Annotated in this window: 18 protein-coding genes and 1 tRNA gene; 11 read left to right on the top strand and 8 right to left on the bottom strand. The window is 47.7% G+C overall.

Going from position 1 to position 25,337, the window contains the following annotated elements:
* Window position 1 precedes the first annotated feature (1 nt).
* Window positions 2–3,169, bottom strand: coding sequence for a bifunctional proline dehydrogenase/L-glutamate gamma-semialdehyde dehydrogenase PutA (putA, locus tag BM359_RS10935; RefSeq protein WP_054489194.1), 3,168 nt, complete (start codon window positions 3,167–3,169; stop codon window positions 2–4).
* A gap of 225 nt (window positions 3,170–3,394) precedes the next feature.
* On the opposite strand from putA, the gene BM359_RS10940 reads away from it, so the two are divergent.
* Window positions 3,395–4,894, top strand: a complete 1,500-nt coding sequence (locus BM359_RS10940; RefSeq protein ID WP_054489191.1) for a CYTH domain-containing protein — start codon at window positions 3,395–3,397, stop codon at window positions 4,892–4,894.
* A 7-nt stretch (window positions 4,895–4,901) separates the two neighbouring features.
* Entirely contained in the window at window positions 4,902–7,772 is a 2,871-nt protein-coding gene (gene glnE / locus BM359_RS10945; RefSeq protein ID WP_054489189.1) for a bifunctional [glutamate--ammonia ligase]-adenylyl-L-tyrosine phosphorylase/[glutamate--ammonia-ligase] adenylyltransferase, read from the top strand.
* Here the strand turns inward: glnE and lpxL are convergent.
* Entirely contained in the window at window positions 7,756–8,682 is a 927-nt protein-coding gene (gene lpxL, locus BM359_RS10950) for an LpxL/LpxP family Kdo(2)-lipid IV(A) lauroyl/palmitoleoyl acyltransferase (protein WP_054489183.1), read from the bottom strand. The genes glnE and lpxL overlap by 17 nt on opposite strands.
* Before the next feature lie 100 nt (window positions 8,683–8,782).
* On the bottom strand, window positions 8,783–10,156 hold the full coding sequence (gene tolC / locus BM359_RS10955) for an outer membrane channel protein TolC (RefSeq protein WP_054489181.1): 1,374 nt from the start codon (window positions 10,154–10,156) through the stop codon (window positions 8,783–8,785).
* 233 nt (window positions 10,157–10,389) lie between these two features.
* On the opposite strand from tolC, the gene BM359_RS10960 reads away from it, so the two are divergent.
* The 6 genes from BM359_RS10960 to rraB all read left to right on the top strand — a co-directional run bounded on the left by BM359_RS10960 (window position 10,390) and on the right by rraB (window position 16,830).
* On the top strand, window positions 10,390–10,989 hold the full coding sequence (locus BM359_RS10960; protein WP_412458234.1) for an NUDIX domain-containing protein: 600 nt from the start codon (window positions 10,390–10,392) through the stop codon (window positions 10,987–10,989).
* Between the two features lie 14 nt (window positions 10,990–11,003).
* A complete protein-coding gene (locus BM359_RS10965; protein ID WP_054489177.1) occupies window positions 11,004–11,465 on the top strand; it encodes a DUF1249 domain-containing protein in 462 nt (153 codons plus the stop codon).
* 66 nt (window positions 11,466–11,531) lie between these two features.
* Window positions 11,532–13,424: a DNA topoisomerase IV subunit B gene (parE, locus tag BM359_RS10970; RefSeq protein ID WP_054489175.1), complete on the top strand. Its 1,893-nt coding sequence runs from the start codon at window positions 11,532–11,534 to the stop codon at window positions 13,422–13,424.
* 26 nt (window positions 13,425–13,450) lie between these two features.
* Window positions 13,451–15,697: a DNA topoisomerase IV subunit A gene (gene parC, locus BM359_RS10975; protein ID WP_054489173.1), complete on the top strand. Its 2,247-nt coding sequence runs from the start codon at window positions 13,451–13,453 to the stop codon at window positions 15,695–15,697.
* Window positions 15,698–15,706: 9 nt separating this feature from the next.
* Window positions 15,707–16,447 (top strand): 1-acylglycerol-3-phosphate O-acyltransferase, encoded by a 741-nt coding sequence (locus BM359_RS10980; RefSeq protein ID WP_054489171.1) that lies wholly within the window; start codon window positions 15,707–15,709, stop codon window positions 16,445–16,447.
* A complete protein-coding gene (rraB, locus tag BM359_RS10985; protein WP_054489169.1) occupies window positions 16,444–16,830 on the top strand; it encodes a ribonuclease E inhibitor RraB in 387 nt (128 codons plus the stop codon). The genes BM359_RS10980 and rraB overlap by 4 nt, the downstream gene beginning before the upstream one ends.
* A 12-nt stretch (window positions 16,831–16,842) precedes the next feature.
* On the opposite strand, the gene BM359_RS10990 is transcribed toward rraB, so the two are convergent.
* The 4 genes from BM359_RS10990 to pepA form a co-directional block, all read right to left on the bottom strand.
* On the bottom strand, window positions 16,843–17,280 hold the full coding sequence (locus BM359_RS10990) for a hemerythrin domain-containing protein (protein WP_054489167.1): 438 nt from the start codon (window positions 17,278–17,280) through the stop codon (window positions 16,843–16,845).
* 118 nt (window positions 17,281–17,398) lie between these two features.
* Window positions 17,399–20,248 (bottom strand): valine--tRNA ligase, encoded by a 2,850-nt coding sequence (locus BM359_RS10995; RefSeq protein ID WP_054489165.1) that lies wholly within the window; start codon window positions 20,246–20,248, stop codon window positions 17,399–17,401.
* A gap of 7 nt (window positions 20,249–20,255) precedes the next feature.
* Window positions 20,256–20,705, bottom strand: a complete 450-nt coding sequence (locus tag BM359_RS11000) for a DNA polymerase III subunit chi (RefSeq protein WP_054489163.1) — start codon at window positions 20,703–20,705, stop codon at window positions 20,256–20,258.
* Between the two features lies 1 nt (window position 20,706).
* Entirely contained in the window at window positions 20,707–22,212 is a 1,506-nt protein-coding gene (gene pepA, locus BM359_RS11005) for a leucyl aminopeptidase (protein ID WP_054489161.1), read from the bottom strand.
* 133 nt (window positions 22,213–22,345) lie between these two features.
* Here pepA and lptF point away from each other — a divergent pair, with 133 nt between their 5' ends.
* Both lptF and lptG read left to right on the top strand, forming a co-directional pair.
* A complete protein-coding gene (lptF, locus tag BM359_RS11010; protein ID WP_174507663.1) occupies window positions 22,346–23,455 on the top strand; it encodes an LPS export ABC transporter permease LptF in 1,110 nt (369 codons plus the stop codon).
* Complete coding sequence (gene lptG / locus BM359_RS11015; protein WP_054489159.1) at window positions 23,455–24,525, top strand: LPS export ABC transporter permease LptG; 1,071 nt, start codon at window positions 23,455–23,457, stop codon at window positions 24,523–24,525. The genes lptF and lptG overlap by 1 nt, the downstream gene beginning before the upstream one ends.
* 17 nt (window positions 24,526–24,542) lie before the next feature.
* On the opposite strand, the gene BM359_RS11020 is transcribed toward lptG, so the two are convergent.
* Window positions 24,543–25,052: an RDD family protein gene (locus BM359_RS11020; protein WP_054489157.1), complete on the bottom strand. Its 510-nt coding sequence runs from the start codon at window positions 25,050–25,052 to the stop codon at window positions 24,543–24,545.
* A gap of 196 nt (window positions 25,053–25,248) precedes the next feature.
* Here BM359_RS11020 and BM359_RS11025 point away from each other — a divergent pair.
* Window positions 25,249–25,335 (top strand) — tRNA-Leu (locus tag BM359_RS11025).
* Window positions 25,336–25,337: the final 2 nt, after the last annotated feature.

Genomic DNA, 25,337 nt, shown 5'->3' on the forward strand with positions numbered 1-25,337 from the left:
TTTAATCGTCTAAAGACAAGAGCGTTGCGTTACCACCAACGGCAGTAATGTTATCACTGCGCGTTTTCTCGGTAATGAAACGAGTAAGGTAGTGTGGACCACCAGCTTTTGGCCCGGTACCTGACATGCCTCGACCACCAAATGGTTGCACTCCGACAATTGCGCCAATCTGGTTACGGTTAATATAGACGTTACCCACATCGATACGGCTTGCAACATCGTACGCAAAGGTTTCGTTACGGCTGTGAATGCCAAAGGTTAAACCAAAGCCGGTGTTGTTGATGCTGTCAATAACCTCATCAATTTCACTGGTTTTATAACGAATCACGTGCAGTATTGGACCAAAGTTTTCTTTAACCAATTGGCTAATACTGTCAATTTCTATGGCGGTTGGTGCGACAAAGGTGCCACCCATAGCGTAATCCGGCATTGGGGCACGAGCGATTAAGCGACCTGCCTGCTGGATATCGGAAATGTGCTGTTCCAGATTGGTTTTAGCGATACCATCAATAACCGGACCGACATCGGTTTCATGCAGTAATGGGTCGCCAACCTGCAGCTCTTCCATAGCACCGCGTAGCAAGTCGATAATGCGATCAGCCACGTCATCCTGCACAAAGAGAACACGTAGGGCCGAGCAGCGTTGTCCGGCGCTCTGGAAGGCACTGGCGACAACGTCAGTGACAACCTGTTCCGGCAGGGCGGTGGAATCAACCATCATAGCGTTCTGTCCGCCGGTTTCAGCTACCAGAGGTACGATTGGACCAGTACGTGCCGCTAATGCACGGTTAATTGCCTGAGCTGTATAGGTTGAACCGGTGAAGCAAACACCGCCAATATCTTCCTGGCTGGTTAAGTAGCTACCGACCTCGGCACCACTACCCGGCATAAAGTGCAATACGTTGCCCGGAATACCTGCTTCTAAAGCTAACTGCACCGCGCGGTAGGCAATTAAACCAGTCTGCTCTGCCGGTTTGGCAATAACTGAGTTACCGGTAACTAACGCTGCCGCAACCTGACCGACGAAAATTGCTAACGGGAAGTTCCACGGGCTGATACAGATAAAGGTGCCGCGACCTTCAACGAACAGCTCGTTGTCTTCGCCTGTCGGTCCTGGCAGCTGAATGGGTTTACCCATTAGCTCGCGGGCCTGATTAGCGTAATAGCGACAAAAATCGACCGCCTCACGAACTTCGTCAATACCGTCCTGTAAGCCTTTACCGGCTTCGACTGAACACAGAGCAATCAGCTCATTGCGGTTAGCTTCCATCAAGTCGGCAAACTTCTCTAAGCATTTCGCGCGCTCTTCGGTAGGCACATCGCGCCAGGACTTGTAGGCGGCGTTGGCACTTTGTAATGCCTGCTCAGAAAGCTTTTTATCGCCCCAATAAATGCGGCCTACATTCTTGGCCGTTTCCTGAGGGCTGGTAATACTGACATGATGGTCGGTTTCTACGGTTTTTCCATCAACGATGGGACCGCCTTGCCATTGTTTGTCACGGTACTGTTGAACCGCTGCAATAAAATCATCTGCTTGTGAGTGAATATTCATATTCAATCCTAACGAATTTGTGCGATCCCCATACATTTGCGGGGGAAGTGGAATTTTGCTGTTTGCGTATTTTTCGTAACCTGAAGCTGTTTTCATGGGGTGTTCAACCAGTTCATTGACTGGCGTATCTGAATCTAACAGCTTGTGAACAAACGACGAGTTAGCACCGTTTTCTAACAGACGACGAACTAAATACGGCAGCAAATCTTTGTGTGGGCCAACTGGCGCATAGATGCGCACAACCATGCCCGGATTTTGCTCCATTATGGTGTCGTATAAGCTGTCACCCATGCCGTGTAAGCGTTGATATTCAATGCGCCGCTTATGGGTTTCGTTCATTTGTTCAATGGCTACAAAGGTTTGAGCATTGTGAGTAGCAAACTGCGGATAAATAGCTCCGTCGGTGTCGTCGCTTAACAAATAGCGTGCGCAGGCCAGATAGGAAATATCACTATGAGACTTGCGGGTAAACACCGGGTAGCCAAGCAGACCATTTTCCTGCGTCCACTTAATTTCGTTATCCCAATAGGCGCCTTTAACGAGGCGTACCGGTATTTCGTCGCCACACTCTTTGGCCAGAGCTGTTATCCAACATAAAGTTGGCAGGGCACGTTTTGAATAGGCCTGGACTACCAGACCAAACCGAGGCCAGCCTTTGCAAACACCGCTGCGATAGACTTTTTCAAATAATTCCAGCGAGAGCTCATGGCGGTCGGCCTCTTCGGCAGCAATGGTCACCCCAACATCGGCTTCTTTTGCCAGCTTAACTAAGTCAGTTAAGGTGGTGGCAAGCTCAGTCAGTACGCGCTCGTGGTTCGCTGATTCATAACGTGGATGCAATGCCGATAATTTAATTGAAATGGTCGGTCGTGGTGCATCCGGGTTATTAAATTCTTCTTTGGTAATGGTCTTAATTGAGTTGACGTACTGCTGCTTGTAGTAGTTCGCATCCTTCATAGTCAATGCGGCTTCACCAAGCATGTCGTAAGCGTGAGTATAACCTTTGTCGCGGTTGTCGCGACTTTCTTTCAGGGCTTCCTCAATGCTGCGTCCCAGCACAAACTGCTTACCCATAATTTGCATGGCGGTGTACGTCGCCTTGCGAATGACCGGCTTGCCGAGCTTACGGATAAGGCGTCGAAAAGCACCGCGTGGTGTTTCCATTGGCTTGCCGGTGGGGTTCGTTACACTGTTTGTCAGTGCCAGACCCCAGGTACCGGAATTGACTAACCATGAGGCGCTCTGGCCCATGTGTTTTTGCCAGTCGCCGCCGGACAGTTTGTCCTGAATTAATGCGTCTGCTGTATAACCATCGGGTATACGTAACAGTGCCTCGGCAAGGCACATTAAAATGATACCTTCTTTAGTATCCAGGCTGTACTCTTGCAAAAAGGCGTCAACAACGCCGTTATCTGCCCGTTCCCTCACTTGCTCAACTAATTTAGCTGCGCGCTCGGTAACTGCGCTAACCGTTTCATCATCAGCAGGAACCAGCGGCAGTAGCTCACGCATATATTGGTCTTCGTCAACAATATAATTGTCAGTGATTGCCTGCTGTAAGGACTTTAAGTCCTCAGCCTGATGCTGTTTGGATAGCACCTCACTCGCTTTGAACATAGCATCTCCTGTATAGCCAGGCCGAAGCTCGGCGTGCTTCCCCAATGTTGGGAATCAGCGCAAGTATAAGCTTATTATTGCGCTGGTAAAGACCCTTTATGGTCGGATCTCACGTTGCAACTTTTCACCCTTAGTGTCAAGTGAACTAAATGCCCGTGTTTGTTGACCGTTAGCCGCCAAGCCAGTACCTTTAATCTAACTTATTAAACGCATCGGAATCGATTTATGTCACAAGAAGTTGAGCTCAAATTACTGATTGCTCCGGAACAACGAGAAAAAGCACTCGAAGTCTGCCAGTCGTTGGCGGATGCTAATCAGGCTAAGCCCAATAAAGAGCAGTTTGAACTTACAAACGCTTACTTTGACACATCCGATTTGCGTTTACGTCAGTTCGATATTGGATTACGGATACGTAGCTATAAAGATCATAAAGAGCAAACAATCAAATTAGCTGGTCGGGTTATGGGCGGTATGCATCAAAGACCCGAGTACAATGTAAATGTTGATAAAGACAAGCCTGACTTAACCTTATTTGACAACGAAATATGGCCGGATGACTTCCCGGTGTACGATATTCAGCGAGACTTAGACACCTTGTTTGTTACTGACTTCACCCGAACCCAATGGCGACTCCCCAGTGGTGAAGGTGTTATCGAGATGGTTTTTGATGATGGCTATATTGAGTCCGGGGAGCAACGTGAGCCGATAGCTGAAATTGAGCTTGAAGTGCAAAAGGGCTCTTTAACTGAGGCCTATCGACTGGCAAATGAACTGGTTAAAAAAGCGGGTGCGAGAGTAGGCTCGCTCAGTAAAGCTGCAAGAGGTTACTTATTAGCAGGGAAAAGCCTGCTTGAACCATTTACGCAGATGCATTACGTACCGCTAAAGTCGGAATATAATGTCGGTCAGGCATTATATCGGTCGTTAGAATCGGGGCTACGTCATTGGCAGCACAATGAAGCCTGTCTGGAGTTTCAGCCCAGTGTAAGAGCCGTGCAGGGCATGGCAGATGGTATTCAAATGGTGCAGGTTGTACTGGAGCAGCTGATTGAAAATGGTATAGGAGAGCGCCGGCTACTGACCAATATCTCGCAAATAATGTCGAAGCTGCAGTGGTTAAAACGTTTTGAAGGGCTGGACGAATTAACCGCTGAAGATGGGGCGTATCATCGCGCGCTTAAGCGCTATAACAAGCTTTATGAGTCGCTGCTTAATAGCCAGGAGGATGTGATAAGGCTGACGGAAGTTTCGGAGCTGGTTCACTCCGTCAGCTATCAGAGAACGCTACTGGAACTGTCTGAATTTCTTTTCAAAGAAGAAATGACCGAAGAGTTGGAGCAGCCAGTTTTGCCCTGGAGCAGCCAGCTATTGAAAAGTGACTGGCAACTCGTGCAAACGGCTTTTTCAGAGCACGAAAGATTAAATGAAGAAGGTTACCTGAAATTGCTGACCCCCCTGCAAAACAGCTTGCTTATGGGGACGTGCTTCGGTCATTTGTTTGATCCTGACTTAAGGGAAAAATTCCGTTTGCCGTGGCAAGATTTAGCAAGAGGCATCCGCGAAATTACGGCCCTGCATATTTTGCATGAACGTATCAAAGAACGTGACGACGAAATTGATGAAAAGTTAATGGAATGGCAAAAGGTGCAGCGAGAATCCTTGTTGAAAGCGCTGGAGTATTCGCGAAAAGCAGCTCTGAAACGTGAACCCTATTGGATGAATTAAGGTAGCTATGCTGACTCCCGGCAAAGAATTACTTAAAGAGAGTGAGGCCGCCTGGCAACGCTACCAGGATGTTGCTTCCGGTTCCCTGTTAAACAATGAACAGCAGCAACTGCTAAGGTCTTTATTTGCTGTAAGCCCATTCATAGGCCGCGTAGCAGAAAGTTATCCCGAGCAATTGGTCACTGAGCTTTTTGTTGCTAGTAAGACAGCCATTCAGCTGCCCGACGTGAGCGGCTATGAAGCGCATATTGCAGAGGCGTTAGAACCTTTAAATAGTGAAGAGGACGCCAAAAAGTGCCTTCGGCAATTGCGTCATTGCTGGATGGCAAAGCTGGCCACCGCTGATATTTTACAGCAACTTTCTCTAAAAGAGTCTCTGGCTCACTATAGTGCTATTGCTGATGCTGCAATCAGCGAAAGCTTAAGTTGGCTGTTCGATCGTTATATTAACCGTCATGGTAAGCCGCTTGATGCCGGAGGCAACCTCCTGCCGCTGTTGATTATTGGTATGGGAAAACTGGGCGGAAGGGAATTAAACTTTTCGTCGGATATCGATCTTATTTTTGCGTTCCCTGAGCAAGGTGAGACTCAGGGGCCGGGCCGTAACTTAGAGCATGGTGTTTTTTATAAACGATTGGCGCAGTCGCTTATTGGTTTACTCGATGAAACGACCGCCGACGGCCAGGTTTTCCGGGTTGATATGAGGCTTCGGCCTTTTGGCCAGTCGGGTCCTTTAGTGACCAGTGTTAACGCGTTAGAGCATTATTATCAGGAGCAAGGGCGTGACTGGGAGCGTTACGCTATGGTAAAAGCCCGGATGATAGGCGCAGATGAACAATACCAGCAGGCATTTCAGCAATTAATACGACCCTTCGTTTATCGTCGCTACATTGATTTTGGTGCGATTGAAGCCTTGCGTAAAATGAAGCTTCTTATTACGCAGGAAACCCGGCGCCAGGGCGTGAAAAATAATATAAAGCTGGGTGCCGGTGGCATCAGAGAAGTCGAGTTCATTGTTCAGGCACATCAGCTTATTCGCGGGGGACAGGAAAAATCTTTGCAGACACGCTCGGTTTATAAAGCGATGAATGAACTGACTGAGTTAGACTTAATTGGTCAGAAGCAAGCCAGTCAGTTATTGGATGACTATGAATATTTGCGTGTTATAGAGCATCGTCTGCAGCAAATAGATGACCAACAAACTCAGCAATTACCGTCAGATGAGCTGGGTCGAGCGCGCTTATGCGCTATGTTAGATGAGCCGAATTGGCAAGAGCTGCAAGATAAAATTGATCAATGTATGGCTCGCATTCATAGTGAATTTCGGCAGGTGGTTGGGGCTGAGTCCGAAGATGACGAAGATGAGCAGAGCTTGCAGGTTTTATGGCAGGACATGCTGGATGATGATGCGGCGATAGAAATTCTGGAAAGTGAAGGGGTCAACGAGCCACAGGCTTTATGGACACCAATTAAAAACTTCCGTCAGGAGAGCCGTCGCCGCAGTTCCGGCCCCCGTGGACGAGCAGCTTTAGCTCGCTTAATGCCCATGATGCTGCGCCACGCAATTCAACATCAACATCCGGAACGTTTGCTGGAAAGGCTGTTATCCATCATTAAAGCCGTGATGAGTCGTACGGCCTATATCGAGCTGCTTGCGGAAAACCCCGGTGCACGCGAACAACTGTGCAAACTTTGCATGGCAAGCCCATGGATTTCGGAGCAGCTGGCATTACACCCGATACTTTTAGATGAGCTTATCGATCCCCAGCAACTCTATAGTTTGCCCGAATCGAAGGATTATGCGTCGGTGTTGCGGGAGTATTTGCTGAGGATCCCCGAGCAGGACTTAGAAACGCAGATGGACGCTTTACGGCAAGCCAAACAAGCGTTGCAGTTAAAAATAGCGGCGGCCGATATTAGTGGTGTTCTTGAACTGATGAATGTCAGTGACCACTTAAGCGCGCTGGCTGAAGCTATTATCGCTGAGGTGGTCGGTCTCGCATGGCATCACCTGACACAAAAGCATGGCAAGCCAGAGGGCACCAGTGTCGACAACACAGGCTTTGCCGTGCTCGGCTATGGAAAGCTCGGTGGTCAGGAATTAGGCTATGGCTCTGATCTCGATCTCGTTTTTGTTACAGACGCCAATTATCAGGGCCAGACCGATGGTCAACGACCTATAGAAGTTCAGCAATTTTACTTGCGTCTTGCGCAACGGATCTTGCACTTATTTACTACTCGGACTGTGGCTGGCATTTTGTACGATGTTGATTTGCGCTTAAGGCCTTCAGGCCAGGCGGGACTACTGGTGACTCAGGTAAGCTCATTTGCACGTTATCTGAGGGACGATGCCTGGACCTGGGAATTACAGGCATTGGTTCGGGCCAGACCGGTATTTGGTGTTCCGGCATTGCGTGAAACCATTATGGATATACGACGCAGTATTTTGTCTCAGCCCAGAAACGAGCAGGAATTGCGTAAAAGCATTGTGGAGATGCGAGAGAAAATGCGTGAGCATTTAGCACAACGTAACAGCAGCATGTTTGACCTAAAACAGGACGCGGGTGGCATTGCGGACATTGAGTTTATAACGCAGTACATCGTACTACGGCACGCACATAATCACCCGGAGTTATGTCAATACAGTGATAACGTCAGACTTCTGACTGAGGCACAACAACTGCATTTGTTATCTGAGGTGAATGCGCAAAATTTGATTAACGCTTTTCAGATTTTCCGTTGTGAGAGTCACGCCCTGGCGTTGCAGGGAGAGCAGCTTTTAGAAAAGCACAACTTAGACACAGAGCGCCAAGCTGTTATTCGTTGCTGGAATAAGCTGCTTGGCGACACTGAGATAGAACCTACTGATAATAACTAGGCATATCGGGGTCAGGCCGCGTTTTAAACCGGCGATGAACCCAGAGGTATTGCTCGGGAGCTTTTTTCACGGCCTCTTCGACTAGGGTATTGACGTAGCGAGCGTCCGCTTTGTCGTCGCCTGACGGGAAGTTTTGAAGCTCAGGTTCGTAATATAAGTCATAGCCCGTACCGTCTTTGCGGCGAACACAGCGAGATACCAACACTTTGCAATTAGGTGCGTTGGCGAACAACATAGTGCCAGTGGTGGTTGAGGCGTCAGGGACCTCAAAGAATTTAACGAACTCAGTACGGCGGCGGCCGTAATCCTGGTCAGGTAAGTAACCGGCAATATCGCCTTGAGACAGAGCTTTAAGCATGCCTTTAACGTCTTTCCGCTGAATCATGTATTTATTGGAGCGAGCACGTCCGCGAGTTTGCAGAAACTCCATTACTGCGTTGTTATGAGGGCGATACAAACCAACAGCAGGCTCTACAAACCCGTGCAAGCGAGCATGCACTTCCAGGCTGAGAAAATGAAACAGCAATAACAACACGCCACTGCCGTCTTCCTGGGCTTTGCGTAAGTTCTCCTCACCGTGAATATGGAGCTTGCGACGAATGCGCCAGTCCGGCCACCACCAAGCCATGCCGACTTCAAAGTAGGCAATGCCGGTGTTTTTCATGTTCTCGGTGACCAGTTCTTCAATGCTGTCGTCGCTGTATTCGGGAAAGCATAGCTTTAAATTAGTGCGGGCAATATTAACGCGCCGGGGCATAAGCTTTTTAAACAGTAAGCCAAGACCACGCCCCATAGCCAGCTGTACACGATAAGGCAGCCAGGAAACGGTATAAAGGATAAGAACGCCAAGCCAGGTAAGCCAGAACTTTGGGTGCAGAAAATAGAATTTAAATTTGGGTTGTTCAATCACAACAAGAACCGTTGTTGTTTATAAAATTGGAGCGGATAGTAACATAGAAATAAGGGGATAAGGCACCACTAACGGGCAGTGGTGCCTGTGGTCAGCGGAGTTAGTCCGCTGCAGTTCCTTCAACGTCCTCTGACAGACTGCTGTTAATTGCCAATAGGTCGTTTTCCTGAAGCTGTCCTGCCGCTTGCTCTAAACGTAGCATTTGGCGAATATAGCCATAGCGAGCTTCTGATAAGTTACGCTTAGCGTTATACAGGTTTTGAGTGCTATTCAGTACGTCAACGATAGTACGGGTACCGACTTCAAAACCTGCCTCTGTTGCTTTTAAGGCACTTTCTGCTGAAACTACAGACTGCTGGAATGCGCTAATACTGGCAATTGACGCAGATACTTCGTAGTAAGCGTTACGCACTTCACGCTCAATTTGACGACGGGTCTGAACCATTTGCTGGCTACTTGCTACGTAGTTGTCACGCGCCTGAGACACTTCAGCTGAGGTGCGGAAGCCTGAGAAAATAGGTACGCTGACGTTTAGACCAATTGAACGGCTATCAAGACGGCCCGTATCTGGGGATGGCTCACCTTGTATTGTTCTATCGATATCATTGGCTGAATAGTTCGCTGATAATGACACGGTCGGGTAGTGACCCGCTTGCTGAAGCTTAATTTGCTGTTCAGCAATCTCAACCTGCACCATGCTCTCTAATAAGCTTAGATTACTATTTTCCGCTTTCTTTACCCATTTCATGACATCTTCCGGTGCAGGGTTACTGGGCGAAAAGGTTTCGGTGTCTAATGCGGCCAGCGTCTGTGGGTATTGCCCAGTGATTTCACGAATGCTTTCGTAAGCAATTTCTACGGCATTACGAGCCTGAATTTCACGGGCGACGGCGCTGTCATATTGTGCTTGTGCTTCGTGCACGTCAGTAATGGCGGTTAAACCAACAGAGAAACGTTGTTTGGTTTGCTCAAGCTGACGTTTAATGGCTTTTTTCTCGGCTTCAGCAAATGACAGGTCGTCTTTTGCCTGAAGTGCCTGGAAGTAAGCGTTTACAACACGCAGCATTAATTCCTGCTGAGCATTACTGTATGAAATCTCGGCTTGATAGGCTTGCTTTTCAGCAATGTCAGCGTTTTTCCAGACGCTCCAGTCAAAGATACTTTGGTTTAAAGTAACGCCTGCTTGCCAACCACTACTATCTATTGCAAATTTCTGGATTTGATTGTTAACAAACTGTGGCGAGTCACTCGTAGACTCACTATAACCAGCTTCACCGTTAACCTGTGGTAAGAACCCTGATTTGGCAATATCGACGCCTTTTTGGGTTGCATTACGTTCAGCCGCAGCTCTTAACAACGTAGGGTCGTTATCAACCGCTAAACGATAAATTTGAGCTAAATCTTCCGCATTTGACGTAAAAGAGACTGTAGTTAATGCAATTCCTACAGCCGCTGACAAGAGGTGCTTTTTCATGGTAGTCAGTGTCCCGTTACTTGACATGCAATAGTCTTAAAGTGATTGCGCGTTAGTTTACATACAGTGTTGAATGATTACCAGTGTAATTGATTCACGCTGATAATTTAAGCAAAACATGGTTTCAGAATCTGCTCAAGTGTAACAGAATGTTTGCTGTATAGTAGATCAGAAAGCAGGCTTTACTCTCATATCAAAAAAAGTTGAAGTGAGAAGGTGAAATGGCGTCAAGATTGACTCGAAAAGATGTTGAACTCGATAAAAAACAGCCGCTTTATGAAGGCTTTTTGTCGGTTTATAAATACAAACTCAAACACCGTTTGTTTCAAGGCGGCTGGAGTCAGCCTATTGAGCGTGAATTGATGGAGCGTGGCCACGCTGTCGTGGTGATACCTTATGACCCTGTTCGCGACGAGTTAGTCGTGCTGGAACAATTTCGGGTAGGTGCATTAGACGACCCCAACGGGCCTTGGCTATTTGAATTTGTCGCCGGGATGTTTGATGCCGACGAGAGCGCTGAAGAAGTGGCAACTCGTGAACTGGAAGAAGAAGCTGGTTTAACAGCCAAACGTTTAATTTACGCTACCAGTTATTACTCCAGCCCGGGTGGTACCGATGAAAAGTTAACGATTTATATTGCAGAAGTTGATAGTAAATCGGCTGCCGACTTTGGTGGTCTCCCTGAAGAAGACGAAGATATACGCGTGCATGTGATACCAAGGGATAAAGTTATCGCTATGCTTGAACGTGAAGAAATCAACAACGCAGCCAGTGTAATTGGGTTACAATGGTTGCAGTTACACCATGATAAGGTGTTCTCTGATCTGGAGTAAACTGAGGTTTTATTATGCTACAGCGCTATGTTGTCGACGTGGCTGAACTGCACCGACTGAACGAACTTAACTACGCAGGGTTGTTGCCTCTGCTGTCCCAGCTTGAGTCTCAGGCTCAGGTTACGATTTATGCCGGGGAGCATTTAGCGTTCAGTTTGCGCAACGTGAGTGAAGCGCGCTATACCTCAGACATTGAAATTGAACAGTTGAAGCCGGACTGGGCAGACTACCTGCATGCTAAAATGACGGTGCGGTTATATCATGATGTGCGTATGGCTGAGATTATATCCAGTCAGGGCGTTACTCGTTTAGCCGCACGTTATCAGCAGCCTAACCGTGAAATGCGGCACCAGGATGAAAAGCATCAGGTGAATCAATTTTTGGCCGACTGGTTAACCTTGTGTCGTAAGCAGGGCCATATTCAGCCTAAGCTGAGCGAAACTGCTCAGAAATTTATGCCGTACTACTTCAAATAGACGCCAGTTAGCGGTAAATTGAAGCACACTTTTCGTGGATCGAGCCAATAATAAAAACAGGGACTCATGACAGACTATAAATCCGACTCCATTGAGGTGCTGAACGGACTGGAACCGGTTCAGCGCCGCCCCGGTATGTACACTGACACCTCTCGGCCTAATCATTTAGGTCAGGAGGTTATAGATAATAGTGTCGATGAAGCTCTGGCGGGGCATGCCAAAACGTTGCTTGTTGTTCTGCATCAGGACCAGTCGCTGGAAGCCACCGACGATGGTCGGGGAATGCCGGTGGATATTCATCCGGAAGAAGGTGTTCCGGGTGTTGAGCTGATCATGAGTAAACTGCATGCCGGCGGTAAGTTTTCGAATAAAAACTATCAATTTTCCGGTGGTTTGCATGGTGTTGGTATCTCGGTGGTTAACGCTTTATCCAAGCGTGTTGAACTGACGATTAAGCGTGATGGGCAAGTTTATGAAATGGCCTATGAGAACGGCGATAAAGTCAGTGAGCTGGAAGTAACCGGAACGGTGGGGAAAAGAAACACCGGTACACGAGTTCACTTTTGGCCGGACCCTCAATATTTCGATTCTGCAAAATTCTCTGTTACCAAGTTAAAACACATATTGCGCGCTAAAGCTGTGCTATGTCCAGGCCTGACAATTACCTTCCGTAATAAAATTGATGACACGGAAGATACCTGGTTTTATCAGGATGGCTTAACGGATTATTTGGTTGAGGCGGTTAAGGATGTACCGACCTTACCGGAAGAACCCTTCGATGGTAGTTTTAGCTCGCAAACAGAAGGTGTTGACTGGGCTGTTACCTGGCTGCCTGAAGGTGGCGAAGGGGTCTCTGAAAGTTACGTTAACTTAATTCCGACCACGCTGGGCGGTACCCATGTAAACGGACTACGTCAGGGGCTACTGGAGGCTATGCGTGAGTTTTGTGAGTTCCGTAACCTGTTACCCAGAGGGGTCAAGTTAACTCCGGAAGACGTATGGGAACGTTGTAGCTATATTTTGTCGACCAAAATGCAGGACCCTCAGTTTGCAGGGCAGACAAAAGAGCGCTTGTCCTCGCGGCAGTCCGCCAGCTTTGTCTCCGGGGTGGTAAAAGACTCTTTTAGCCTTTGGCTGAATGAGCATACCGATCAAGCTGAACTTTTAGCCGATGTCTGCATTAGCAACGCGCAAAGACGACTAAAAGCCAGTAAAAAAGTTGTTCGTAAAAAAGTAACGCAGGGCCCGGCGCTCCCCGGAAAGCTCACAGACTGTTCAAGTCAGGAGCCCGGCAGAAGTGAACTGTTTTTAGTGGAAGGGGACTCGGCAGGAGGCTCTGCGAAGCAAGCTCGAGATCGTGAGTTTCAGGCGGTTATGCCGCTTCGCGGTAAAATTCTGAATACCTGGGAGGTTGACCCGGAACAAATTCTGGCGTCGCAGGAAATTCACGACATTTCGGTTGCGGTAGGCGTTGACCCAAACAGTGTCGATTTAGACAAATTGCGTTATGGGAAAATTTGCATTTTAGCGGATGCCGACTCAGACGGTTTGCACATCGCAACATTGCTTTGTGCACTGTTTGTGAAGCACTTCAGACCATTAGTGGAAAACGGTCATATTTTTGTCGCGATGCCACCACTTTATCGCGTAGATGTCGGCAAGGACGTCTATTACGCGTTGGATGAAGGTGAAAAGCAGGGCATTTTAGATCGTATCGAGGCTGAAAAGCGCAAAGGCAAAGTGAATGTTCAGCGTTTTAAAGGTTTGGGTGAGATGAACCCGTTAACCTTACGTGAAACCACTATGGATCCAAATACCCGCCGACTGGTTCAGTTGACCATTGACGATGGCGAACTAATGGAAGAGCTGATGGATATGCTTTTAGCGAAAAAACGAGCTGCAGACCGCCGTACCTGGTTGGAAAGCAAAGGTAACATGGCCGACTTGGCTGAACTGTAAGCACTTGTGAGCAAGGAGAAGTCAGAATGTCGACGGAAGTTACAGAAACCCGCCCACTGAGTCGCTTTACGGAAGAAGCCTACCTGAATTATTCCATGTACGTGATCATGGACAGGGCACTACCGAATATCGGTGATGGTTTAAAACCGGTACAGCGACGCATTGTATACGCAATGTCAGAGCTTGGACTCTCGGCACTTGCTAAATATAAAAAATCAGCCCGTACCGTGGGTGATGTTCTTGGTAAATTTCACCCTCATGGTGACAGTGCATGTTATGAAGCTATGGTGCTCATGGCTCAGCCCTTCACCTACCGTCACCCGCTGGTCGACGGTCAGGGTAACTGGGGTTCACCGGATGACCCTAAATCCTTCGCAGCTATGCGTTATACCGAGGCCAGACTGTCTAAATTTAGTGAAGTCTTACTCAGCGAGCTGGGTCAGGGGACGGTCGACTGGATACCGAACTTTGATGGCACCATGAAAGAGCCTCAGGTGCTGCCTGCGCGTTTACCCCATATTTTATTAAATGGTGTAACCGGCATTGCTGTCGGTATGGCCACGGACATTCCTCCTCACAATGCTCGTGAAGTGGCTAATGCCTGCGCAATGTTACTGGAAAAGCCGGGTAGTCAGCTTGAAGATATTATGGAAGTGCTGAAGGGACCGGATTACCCGACCGATGCTGAAATTATTACGCCAACGGATGACATCACTAAGCTTTATGAAACGGGGCGCGGTAGTATTAAAATGCGTGCCTGCTACAGTGTTGAAGATGGTGAAATTGTTATTACGGCCTTACCGCACCAGGCATCCGGGGCAAGAGTATTAGAGCAAATAGCGCATCAAATGCAGGCCAAGAAACTGCCTTTAGTTTCGGACTTGCGTGATGAGTCAGACCATGAAAACCCGACACGGTTAGTTGTGGTTCCTCGCTCAAATCGGGTGGATACAGAACAGTTAATGAATCACCTGTTCGCCACAACAGATCTGGAAAAGCAGTACCGGGTTAACCTGAATATTCTGGGCTTAGATGGCCGGCCGAAAGTGAAGCCGCTGGTTGGCATTCTTAAAGAGTGGCTGGAGTTTCGTCAGACAACAGTAACGCGACGTTTGCAGCATCGCTTAGATAAAGTGCTGGCGCGCCTGCATATTTTAGAAGGCTTACTTATTGCTTATCTCAATATTGATGAAGTTATTGAGATTATCCGTACTGAAGATAAACCGAAAGACGAGTTAATGAGTCGCTTTGGGTTATCGGATAAACAAGCTGAAGCTATTCTGGAGCTGAAGTTACGCCACTTAGCAAAATTAGAAGAAATGAAGCTGACCGGCGAGCAAGATGAACTTAATAAAGAGCGCGAAAAGCTGCAGACTTTACTGGGCTCAGATCGTCGTTTGAAAACACTGATCAAGAAAGAGTTGCTAGCTGATGCGGAAACTTATGGTGACGAGCGCCGTTCGCCAATTGTTGAGCGCTCTGAAGCTAAAGCGTTAAGCGAGCGTGATTTAACGCCAGCCGAAGCGGTAACTGTTGTGTTATCGAAGAAAGGCTGGGTGCGCTCTGCTAAAGGTCATGATATCGAAGGTGAGAAGCTCAGTTATAAATCCGGTGACAGCTATTTGGCGTCGGCTGAAGGTAAGAGTAATCAGCCTGTGGTGTTCCTTGATACTTCAGGGAAAAGCTTCTCCTGTGAAGCGCATCTGTTGCCATCAGCAAGGAGCCAGGGTGAACCTCTGACCGGACGTTTCAGTTTAGTTGCGGGTGAAAACGTTGAGCACGTTCTAATGGCCAAAGACGAAAGTCATTTACTATTGGCATCCGACGCTGGTTATGGGTTTGTTTGCCAGTTCAGCGACTTAGTCAGCCGTAATAAAAACGGTAAAGCTATTATCACATTACCGACCGGCGCTAAGATACTGCCACCTAATAAAGTGAATGATTTGCAGGAAGACAAAGTTGTTGTTATTTCCAATGAAGGCCGGATGTTGGTCTTCCCTGTCGCAGACTTGCCTCAACTGAGTAAAGGAAAAGGCAACAAGTTAATTAGTATTCCTGCTTTGCGTGCGCAGTCTCGCGAAGAATATGTGGTTGCATTGGCTACTGCGGCGCCGGACAAAGCTATTACTTTGATTGCCGGTAAGCGTAAGCTGACTCTGAAACCTGCAGATTTAGAGCATTACTATGGAGAACGCGGACGGCGTGGTAATAAACTACCGCGCGGATTACAACGTGTTGATGAAATAGTGGTTGAGCAAGACAAGGATAATTGAGGAGTTTGAATGTTAGCCTTGTTGCGGTGGGTATTTCTTGGTGGATTCGTTGTATTGTTCGGTGTGGTCGGTTGCTTATTTTGTATCATCCGCCCCTTTCATCGTAATAATACTTACAGGTTCGCTCATATTTTTGGGTGGGCAATACGAGTTTTAGGCATGCGAATTGAAGTGAGTCGTCACCCGGACATTGAAAAGGGTGGCCCTTACGTCTTTGTCTGTAACCATCAGAACAGTTGGGAAATATTCACCATTGCAGCAATGCTGCCTAAAAATACCGTTACTGTGGGCAAGAAAAGCCTGCGCTGGATACCGTTCTTCGGGTGGCTTTATTGGTTAGCAGGAAATATTCTGATTGACAGAAAAAACGCCGGAAAAGCTCATGGCACCATAGGACAAACGGCGGATGCTATAAAGCAACGAGACATTTCGGTATGGATGTTTCCGGAAGGAACCCGAAGTTACGGAAGAGGGCTGTTACCCTTTAAGAATGGTGCTTTTCATACTGCGTTTCGGGCTCAGGTTGACGTGGTTCCGGTATGTGTCTCTGAGTTACATGGCAAGGTAAAGATGAACCGCTGGAACAATGGTGTGCTGAAAGTTGCTTTTCTGGAGCCGGTACGAATTGCAAACTACCAGCGTGAAAACTTACGTGAGCTGAGTGGGCACTGCCATCAGCTAATGGATGATAAAATTAAGCAGCTGAACACAAGTATTGAACGAGAACAGGCGGAAAAGGATAAATCATGAGCCGAGATCTTAATGATCTACTTAAGCAAAGTGAAGAAACCGTACAGGCTTTGATAGCTGACGGTGCGGAGACAGATCTCCTGTATGAAATTGAGCATCACCTGGCCAGCCAGGACTTTACTAAGTTGGAAAAAGCGGCCGTAGAGCTTGTTAAGCAAGGCTACCATGTGGACGATGCCGATGAGTTTGAAGACGAACGCGGTAAGCGTTGGTTTGCGTTTATGGCGGTCACAGATGCTGAGCTTGATAGCGATATTCTAAACCGGCAGGTGAGAGAAATAGCTGCTATAGCCGATGACTGTGAGGTTGAATACGATGGCTGGGGCACCTTGATTGAAGATGATGAACTTGAAGGTGAAGAGTTCGACGATGGAGAGGAATAACCTCTCCTGATTTTACAAACCTTTTTCTTTCATCATATTGCGGTAGTCACTTCCTAAGCCGGATTTTTCGGACTCACTTAATACCTTTCCTGCGCGCTGGAAAAATCCCTGCTCTTCATCTTTCAGATGATGTAAAACTTTATGTTTTAAATTTTTAAAGTGTTGAAGCCAGGCTGGCGACGACATTTCCGTTTGTTCTAAGGTTTCAATCAGTTCGTCAATTTCATGGTGCTCAGCGATACCGTGTCGCGACATTTCTATTGTGTCATCGTCTTTGATAAGAGGGTTATAAAAGTATCGTTCCTCAGCGGCAGCGTGTTGTTCCAGCTGGAGCTTTAGTTGCTGATAGTATTGTTCACGCTCCGGCGCTTCTCCGGTCGTTTCCAATAGCAATTCAAGCAATTTACGTTGTTTATCGTGATCAACTCTCAGTTCTTCGAAAATAGTCATGACTCTCTCCCTTTGTCTCGTTATTTTTCACTACGAGAGCCCTCTTAAAATAGATTATTTTTCAAAAAAAAGCCCGAATCAGAGACTCGGGCTTTTAGCGATACACTTTTAATGAAAATTAAAGCGCTTTAATTTTCTCCTGCTGCTCTTGCAGTTGCTTGAGCGTAGTTTCTGCTTCAGCAAGCTTCTCACGTTCTTTAGCAATGACAGCTTCTGGTGCTTTACTGACAAAGTTATCGTTGCCCAACTTACCGTTCAGACGCTGCCACTCTTTGTTCGCTTTCTCGATAGATTTTTGCAGTCGCTGTAGCTCTGCTTCTTTATCAATTAAACCGGCCATTGGAATATGCAGCTTCAACGTATCAACCAGTGCGGTCATACTGGCTGGTGCATCATCATCGCTTTCAATAAACTCAATAGACTCCAGCTTTGCCAGGCTACTGAGGAAGCTTTGGTTATTCTCAATACGGCCTCTGGCCATTGAATCAGCATTTGAAAGCAGCAGAGGCAAAGGCTTATTCGGTGATAAATCCATTTCGCCACGAATATTTCGAATAGCTAAAATAACGCGCTTCAGCCACTCCATGTCCTGCATTGCCTGATGGCTGACGTTGTCCTCAACCTGCGGGAACGGCTGCAGCATAATGGTATCATCCGTATTACCAACCAGCGGTTTCACCCGTTGCCAGATAGTTTCAGTAATGTACGGCATAACCGGATGCAGTAAGCGCAGTAACTGTTCTAAAACATTCACCAGTGTGTGGCGAGTACCGCGTTGTTGCACTTCCGTGCCACTTTGGAGAACCGGCTTAGTGAGTTCAAGATACCAGTCACAAAACTGGTTCCAGGTAAACTCGTATGCAATAGCGGCTGCCTGATCAAAACGATAGGTATCTAAAGCCTGACGGAAGTCTTTTACTGTGCTGTTAAAGCGGGCAATAATCCACTCATCAGCCAGTGACAGGGTCATATCGTCGTTTTCAAGACCACAGTCATTCTCTTCGGTACTCATTAACACATACCGGCTGGCGTTCCACAGTTTGTTGCAGAAGTTGCGATAACCCTCCAGACGCTTCATGTCCCAGTTGATATCGCGCCCAGTCGATGCAAGTGCTGTTAATGTAAAGCGCAGTGCATCGGTTCCGTGAGCGGTAATGCCTTCAGGAAACTCTTTGCGGGTGCGTTTTTCAATTTTCTCGCGCATTTTCGGCTGCATCATATTGGCTGTGCGTTTAGCAACCAGCTCGTCAGCGCTAATGCCGTCAATCATGTCCAGCGGATCTAACACGTTACCTTTAGACTTAGACATTTTCTGGCCTTCTTCGTCGCGAATAAGACCAGTCACATAGACCTTCTTAAACGGAACTTGCGGCTGGCCTTCTTCGTCTTTCATAAAGTGCATGGTCATCATGATCATGCGGGCAACCCAGAAGAAAATGATGTCAAAACCAGTCACCAACACATCGGTAGGGTGGAAGGTTTTTAAGTCCTCGGTATTTTTTGGCCAACCTAGGGTAGAAAAGGTCCATAACGCGGAAGAGAACCAGGTATCCAGTACGTCTTCGTCCTGCTGAAGAGGCGTATCACCTAAGTTGTGCTTCTCCCGCACTTCTTCTTCGGTGCGACCGACATAGACATTGCCCTGTTCGTCGTACCATGCCGGAATACGGTGCCCCCACCATAATTGACGCGAAATACACCAGTCCTGAATATCGCGCATCCAGCTGAAATACATGTTCTCGTATTGCTTAGGGACAAATTCAATGCGTCCGTCTTCAACCGCTTCGGTTGCTTGTTTGGCCATAGGTTCAACGCGAACATACCATTGGTCGGTTAAATGCGGTTCAATAGGAACGCCACCGCGGTCGCCGTATGGTATTTTGTTGGTGTGTTTTTCAATTTTTTCCAGTAAGCCAAGTTCGTCAAATTCAGCAATAAGTTGCTTACGGGCCTCAAAGCGTTCTTTACCAGCGTATCGCTCAGGTAAAGCCCCATCAAACCCGTTCAGCTCTTCAAGCGCTTCACCCGTACTGGTGTAAAGGCCTGCTTTTGCCATGACGTGCGCAGTGTCATCAAAAATAGAAATCATCCCAGTTTGATGACGCTTGCCAATTTCGTAGTCATTAAAATCATGCGCCGGAGTTACCTTTACGCAACCTGTACCGAATTCGCTGTCAACGTGGTGGTCGGCAACAATAGGAATACGACGGTTAACAATAGGTAACTCGAGGTGTTTCCCAACCAAATGAGCAAAGCGCTCGTCGTCGGGATGCACAGCAACACAGACATCGCCTAACATGGTTTCCGGGCGGGTGGTCGCGACCACTAAATGGTCTTTGCCGTCTTCGGTTTTCTCGCCATCGGCTAGCGGGTAACGTAAATACCAGATAGAACCTTGTTGCTCTTTATTCTCGACTTCTAAATCAGAAATAGCGGTTTGCAGTGCCGGGTCCCAGTTGACCAGGCGTTTACCACGGTAAATCAAGTTATCTTCGTGCAGTTTTACGAAGACTTCACGTACCGCATCTGAAAGGCCTTCGTCCATAGTGAAGCGTTCACGATCCCAGTCAACAGAGTCGCCTAGACGGCGCATTTGCTGAGTGATGGTGCCGCCTGACTGTTCCTTCCATTCCCAAATTTTATCAATAAAAGCGTCACGACCAAGTTCCTGGCGAGTCTGTCCTTGAGCGGCTAACTGGCGTTCAACGACCATCTGCGTGGCAATACCAGCGTGGTCAGAACCGACTTGCCATAATGTATTACGGCTGTTCATTCTCTGGTAGCGGGTGAGCGTATCCATAATGGTGTGTTGGAAGGCGTGACCCATGTGCAGACTGCCGGTAACGTTGGGCGGCGGAATCATAATAGAGTAGGAGTCGCCCTTACCTGAAGGCTTGAAGTAGCCTTTGTCTTCCCATTGTTGGTAGAGGTCTTGTTCTATCGCTGCAGGGGAGTATGTTTTATCCATATTAACCTTACTTCTGTTCGGATGTCAGGGGCTCGGTATGCATTTGGCAACCTCTGGCCCTGTAATGTTTGTATCGCTCGCGAGCTACCTTTTTGCCATTGTCATCGGCTGGAACTGTGTCATAAAGTTTCTGGCTCTGTTGAGCTTGTACCGGAATGTCTTCAGCCAGGTTAAACAGGGCGTAACCGGGTCGGCTTTTAATGTCGCCAGACTCCGGCCAACAAAGTTCTACCGGCGCTCCGGTAGCCGGGCCTTCTCCAAGCAAATTATGCGGAATAAAGGCATCACTTGGTTGTTGCCATAACAGTTCGTCCAGCGCTTCCGCCTGTTGCTGATTGCGGGCCCAAACCCGCAACCTTTTATGCTTTCTGTATAGCTCCGCTATCTTATCGCAAATTAACCGATTTTGCTCGTCTTCAGCTTTGTCAGGCATTAAGAAAAAAGTGGCTGAGGGCATCTTACTCTGCGACCTCTGCGCTGCACCGGTTAATTAAAAACTGCGTCAATAATGGAACCGGGCGGCCTGTGGAGCCTTTGTCTTTACCACCTTGCCAGGCCGTACCGGCAATATCCATGTGTGCCCAATTGTATTTCTTTGTATAACGAGATAAGAAACAAGCGGCGGTAATGGTGCCGGCTTCGCGACCACCAATGTTAGCCATATCTGCAAAAGGGCTATCGAGCATTGACTGGTACTCATCCCATAGCGGCATACGCCAGGCTTTGTCGCCACTTTGTTGGGCAGCATTTAGAATTTCGTGTGCTAACGGATTATGTTGACTGAGTACGGCTGAAGCATGGCTGCCTAACGCAATAACACAGGCGCCTGTCAGCGTGGCTAAATCAATCACGGACTCGGGTTCGAAGCGCTCGATATAAGTCAGGGTATCGCACAGTACGAGTCGACCTTCTGCATCGGTATTCAGCACCTCAACTGTTTGACCGCTCATCGTCGTCAGGATATCTCCTGGGCGGTATGCTTTTCCATCTGGCATGTTTTCACAGCCTGCCACAGCGCCAATAACGTTTATGGGGAGTTGCAGTTCAGCAAGAGCCTGCATAGCTCCTAAAACACCGGCGGCACCGCCCATGTCGTATTTCATTTCATCCATATTGGCGGATGGTTTAATGGAAATACCGCCAGAATCAAATGTCAGGCCTTTACCGACCAGAACTATGGGAGGCTGGTCATCGGGTGCGCCTTTGTAATGCATTAAAGTTAGTACTGACTCATGCTCTGAACCACGGCCAACGGCTAAGTATGCGTTCATACCCAGCTTTTCCATTTCGGCTTCTTCAACGGTGCTAACCGTTAAATTGTCGTAATTTTCAGCCATTAATTTGGCTTGATCGGCTAAATAACGAGGTGTACAAATGTTAGGTGGCATATTTGCTACGTTGCGGCAAATATCCATACCCGTAGCTACGGCTAACGCGTGCTGCACAGCTTGTTCGCCCAAAGCCAGCTCTTTTCGGCTTGGAACATTAAAGACCAGTTTACGCAACGGGCGTCGAGGTTCTTCTTTTTTACTCTTAAGCTCGTTAAAGTTGTACAATGTTGCCCGCGCAGCTTCTACGGCCTGACGAACCTTCCAGTAAGTATCGCGACCTTTAACGTGCAGCTCACTAAGAAAGCAGACCGCTTCCATTGAGCCGGTTTCGTTCAACGTGTTCATAGTGCGGGCTATAATTTGGCGATACTGGCGCTCATCAAGTTCGCGCTCTTTACCGCAGCCGACCAGTAATACCCGTTCGGCAAGAATATTGGGGACATGATGTAACAGCAGAACCTGACCTGATTTACCTTCAAGGTCTCCGCGGCGCAATAAGTTGCTTAAATAACCATCACTGACTTTGTCTAATTGTTCGGCAACGCCAGACAGACGACGAGGTTCAAACACGCCAACAACGATGCAAGCAGAACGTTGTTTTTCCGGATTACCACTTTTGACGCTGAACTCCATGACAGTGCTCCTGTTTCAGGTGGCTTCAATGCCTGCTATAGTTTCACTATAAAGACACTTTGTTGTTAAAATAACAAGTTTACTTAAAAATCACAGCTATTCCAGTAAAAACCTAAGTTATGAGTGAACGCCAGTGCGCATATTCCGCTATTTGATCAGTGAAACATTGAAGTCGCAGCTTGCTGTGCTTTTTATCCTGATGACGATTTTTGTCAGTCAGAAGTTTGTCCGTGTCCTGTCGGATGCATCAGAAGGGGATATTCCCGGCGCAATTATTTTTCAGCTTCTGTCGCTGAACCTCCCTGCATTAGTGTCTCTGATTCTGCCTCTTAGTTTGTTTTTGGGTATTTTACTGGCTCATGGACGTATCTATGCTGACAACGAAATGACGGTTCTGCACGCCTGTGGGGTAAGTGAGTGGTATGTAACCCGGGTGACTTTGGTGCTGTCATTAGTTTTGGCTTTGATAACAGCTTCTTTCACTTTATGGTTAGTGCCCTGGTCACTCGATCAGGAACAAAAGCTGGAAGACAAAGCTCGTTCAGAAAGTGGCTTAACGGCTTTAATGCCGGGACGCTTCCAACAAGCAAGTAACCGCAAAGCAGTCATATTCGTGCAAAGTGTCGGTGATAATGGCGACCTTGAGGAAGTTTTTGTCGCGCAGCATAACCACAGTCAGGGCGAGTTACAGTCGGGCAGCGTGGTTATGGCAAAGACCGGTAAAGTAATCAGTGAAACAACGGGGTCGCAATGGCTTGAACTGGGTGAGGGAAAACGCTACGCCGGTGACAACGACAGTTATCAGATGATGTCGTTTGACAGTTATCAGCTTCAAATTAAGGAGCAACAGGCCAGTGAGCAATTACGAAAACTCGAAGCCTATCCCACTGTGGAGTTAATGTCGCAAACTGAACCTGCTGCGGTTGCTGAACTGCAGTGGCGTATTGCGATTCCTCTGGCTATGCCGTTATTGACACTTATTGCTGTACCGTTAAGCCGTGTGAACCCTCGTCAGGGTAAGTTTGGACGAATGGCCCCGGCTTTACTCATTTATTTAGGCTATTTCCTATTGCTTATGGCAGCTAAGTCGGCCATACGTGACGGCGTCATTCCTCCAGTTATCGGGTTATGGTGGATACACTTCATATTACTGGTGTTTGGCTTAGTGTTGATAGGTAAAGGCAGACCTGTTGGCTTGAGATTATTGGCAAATCTACGCTTCGGCGCGGCTCGGGGGCAATGATGTTTAGTATTTTAGATAAGTACATAGGTCTGGCCGTACTACGAACCTCGCTGTTAAGTCTTGCTGTATTAACCGGTCTGTCGTCTTTAATTCGCTTTGTCGAGCAACTGAAATCGGTTGGTCGTGGCGACTACAACGTTATGGATGCTGCACTTTTCGTCTTTTACAGCTTGCCCAGAGATGTTGAAACCTTCTTTCCAATGGCCGCTTTACTCGGTGGCCTCATTGGTGTCGGTATGTTGGCGAGCAGCTCTGAACTTGTGGTTATGATGGCAGCAGGACGTTCTCGCTTGAATATTATTGGAGCTGTAATGAAATCCGCCATTATTATGATGGTGGCAGTCATGGCGATAGGCGAATGGATAGCACCGCCCATGGAGTCTCAGGGACGAGCTATCCGCTCACAGGCTATTTCAGGTGGCAGCTTAATTTCGGCACAACAGGGCGTCTGGGCAAAAGACGGTTCTGACTTTATCAATATTGGTGAAGTTGAGGACACCGGGCGTCTGAACGATGTTCTGATTTATGACTTTAATGATAATAGGGAATTGCAGCAGGTAACTTACGCCCGAACCGCTAATTTTAGCGGTGACAAATGGCGTATGCAGGAGGTGACGGTAACGCAAATGACGGAAAACCGTATGCTACGCGATGAAAAAGCCAGTATGGCGTGGCAGTCGAGTTTGACGCCCGATAAACTCGGGGTTGTTACCATTAAACCAGAGTCACTTTCCATTAGCGGGCTATTGGATTACCTGACGTACCTGGAAAGCAACCAACAGTCTGCGGAACGTTATGAACTTGCGTTATGGCGTAAGCTTTTTGCTCCAATAACTGTGGCTGTAATGCTGTTGGTCGCTCTGTCGTTTATCTTTGGACCTCTGCGTTCGACAACGATGGGCGCAAGGGTCTTGTTAGGTGTTATCACCGGCTTCGGATTTCATGTGAGTAATGAGATTTTTGGGCCTCTGGCGCAGGTTTATCAAATTCCGGCTATTTTAGGGGCATTACTACCGAGTATGTTGTTTGCGGGGATTGCGGTCTACTTCATGCGTGGGCGCACGGCCTGACAACAGGCCGACCACACTTAAAGTTCGTTCCAGTAAAAAAGCTGATTCGCTTCTTTCGAAAGGGTGACAACCTCTGTTGCTGCGGCGTAATCCTGCCAGGCTCTTCGGTTTTTAAAGTCAACAAGAACCCAAAGATTCCCGAGACCTCCGCAGCAGGTCAGCAACCTTATGAATACCTGGCGGTTGGTTAAGCGTGAGCCGTCACGGTTTTGCAGTTTTAAACGCCAGGCGCGCATGCCTAATGTTTGTCCTGAACGTTTCCAGAACCAGCCAAAAAATACCGCAACAACAGTAATAAGATATAAGCTGTACCATGGCCCCTGAGCCAGCCAGGCGGCGTGATCCATATCGTCCGATAGCACCAGCCAGTTGAAAGAGGTTAGTAGCGCGGCAAAAAGTAACGCTAACGCAGACGCCAGCATAATAATTGCTGCAGCAACTAAAAGGTCATAAACCCAGGCTGCCAGTCGTCTGGTAAAGCCAGCACTGGGAAAGCTGGCGTGTAGTCTTTGTGCTTCAGAACTCATGCGGAACTCATTCGAATTAGTCGTGGGTATGATCATACCATGAGCAAAGCAAGCTGACAGCAGCCTCAATCTGTACAAGGAATCAGCAGTTAATCAGCTTCCCATGACTTTTCGCGAATTATTGCTTGATTAGCGCAAGTTCAAGGGTATAATCCCGTCCCGTTACCAAATTGAAAATAGTACAGCACACCCCTTAGCCGAGGTGGCGGAATTGGTAGACGCAGTGGATTCAAAATCCACCGCTGGTAACAGCGTGGGGGTTCAAGTCCCCCCCTCGGCACCAAA

Source organism: Idiomarina abyssalis (assembly GCF_900116625.1).
Taxonomy (GTDB): Bacteria; Pseudomonadota; Gammaproteobacteria; order Enterobacterales; family Alteromonadaceae; genus Idiomarina; species Idiomarina abyssalis.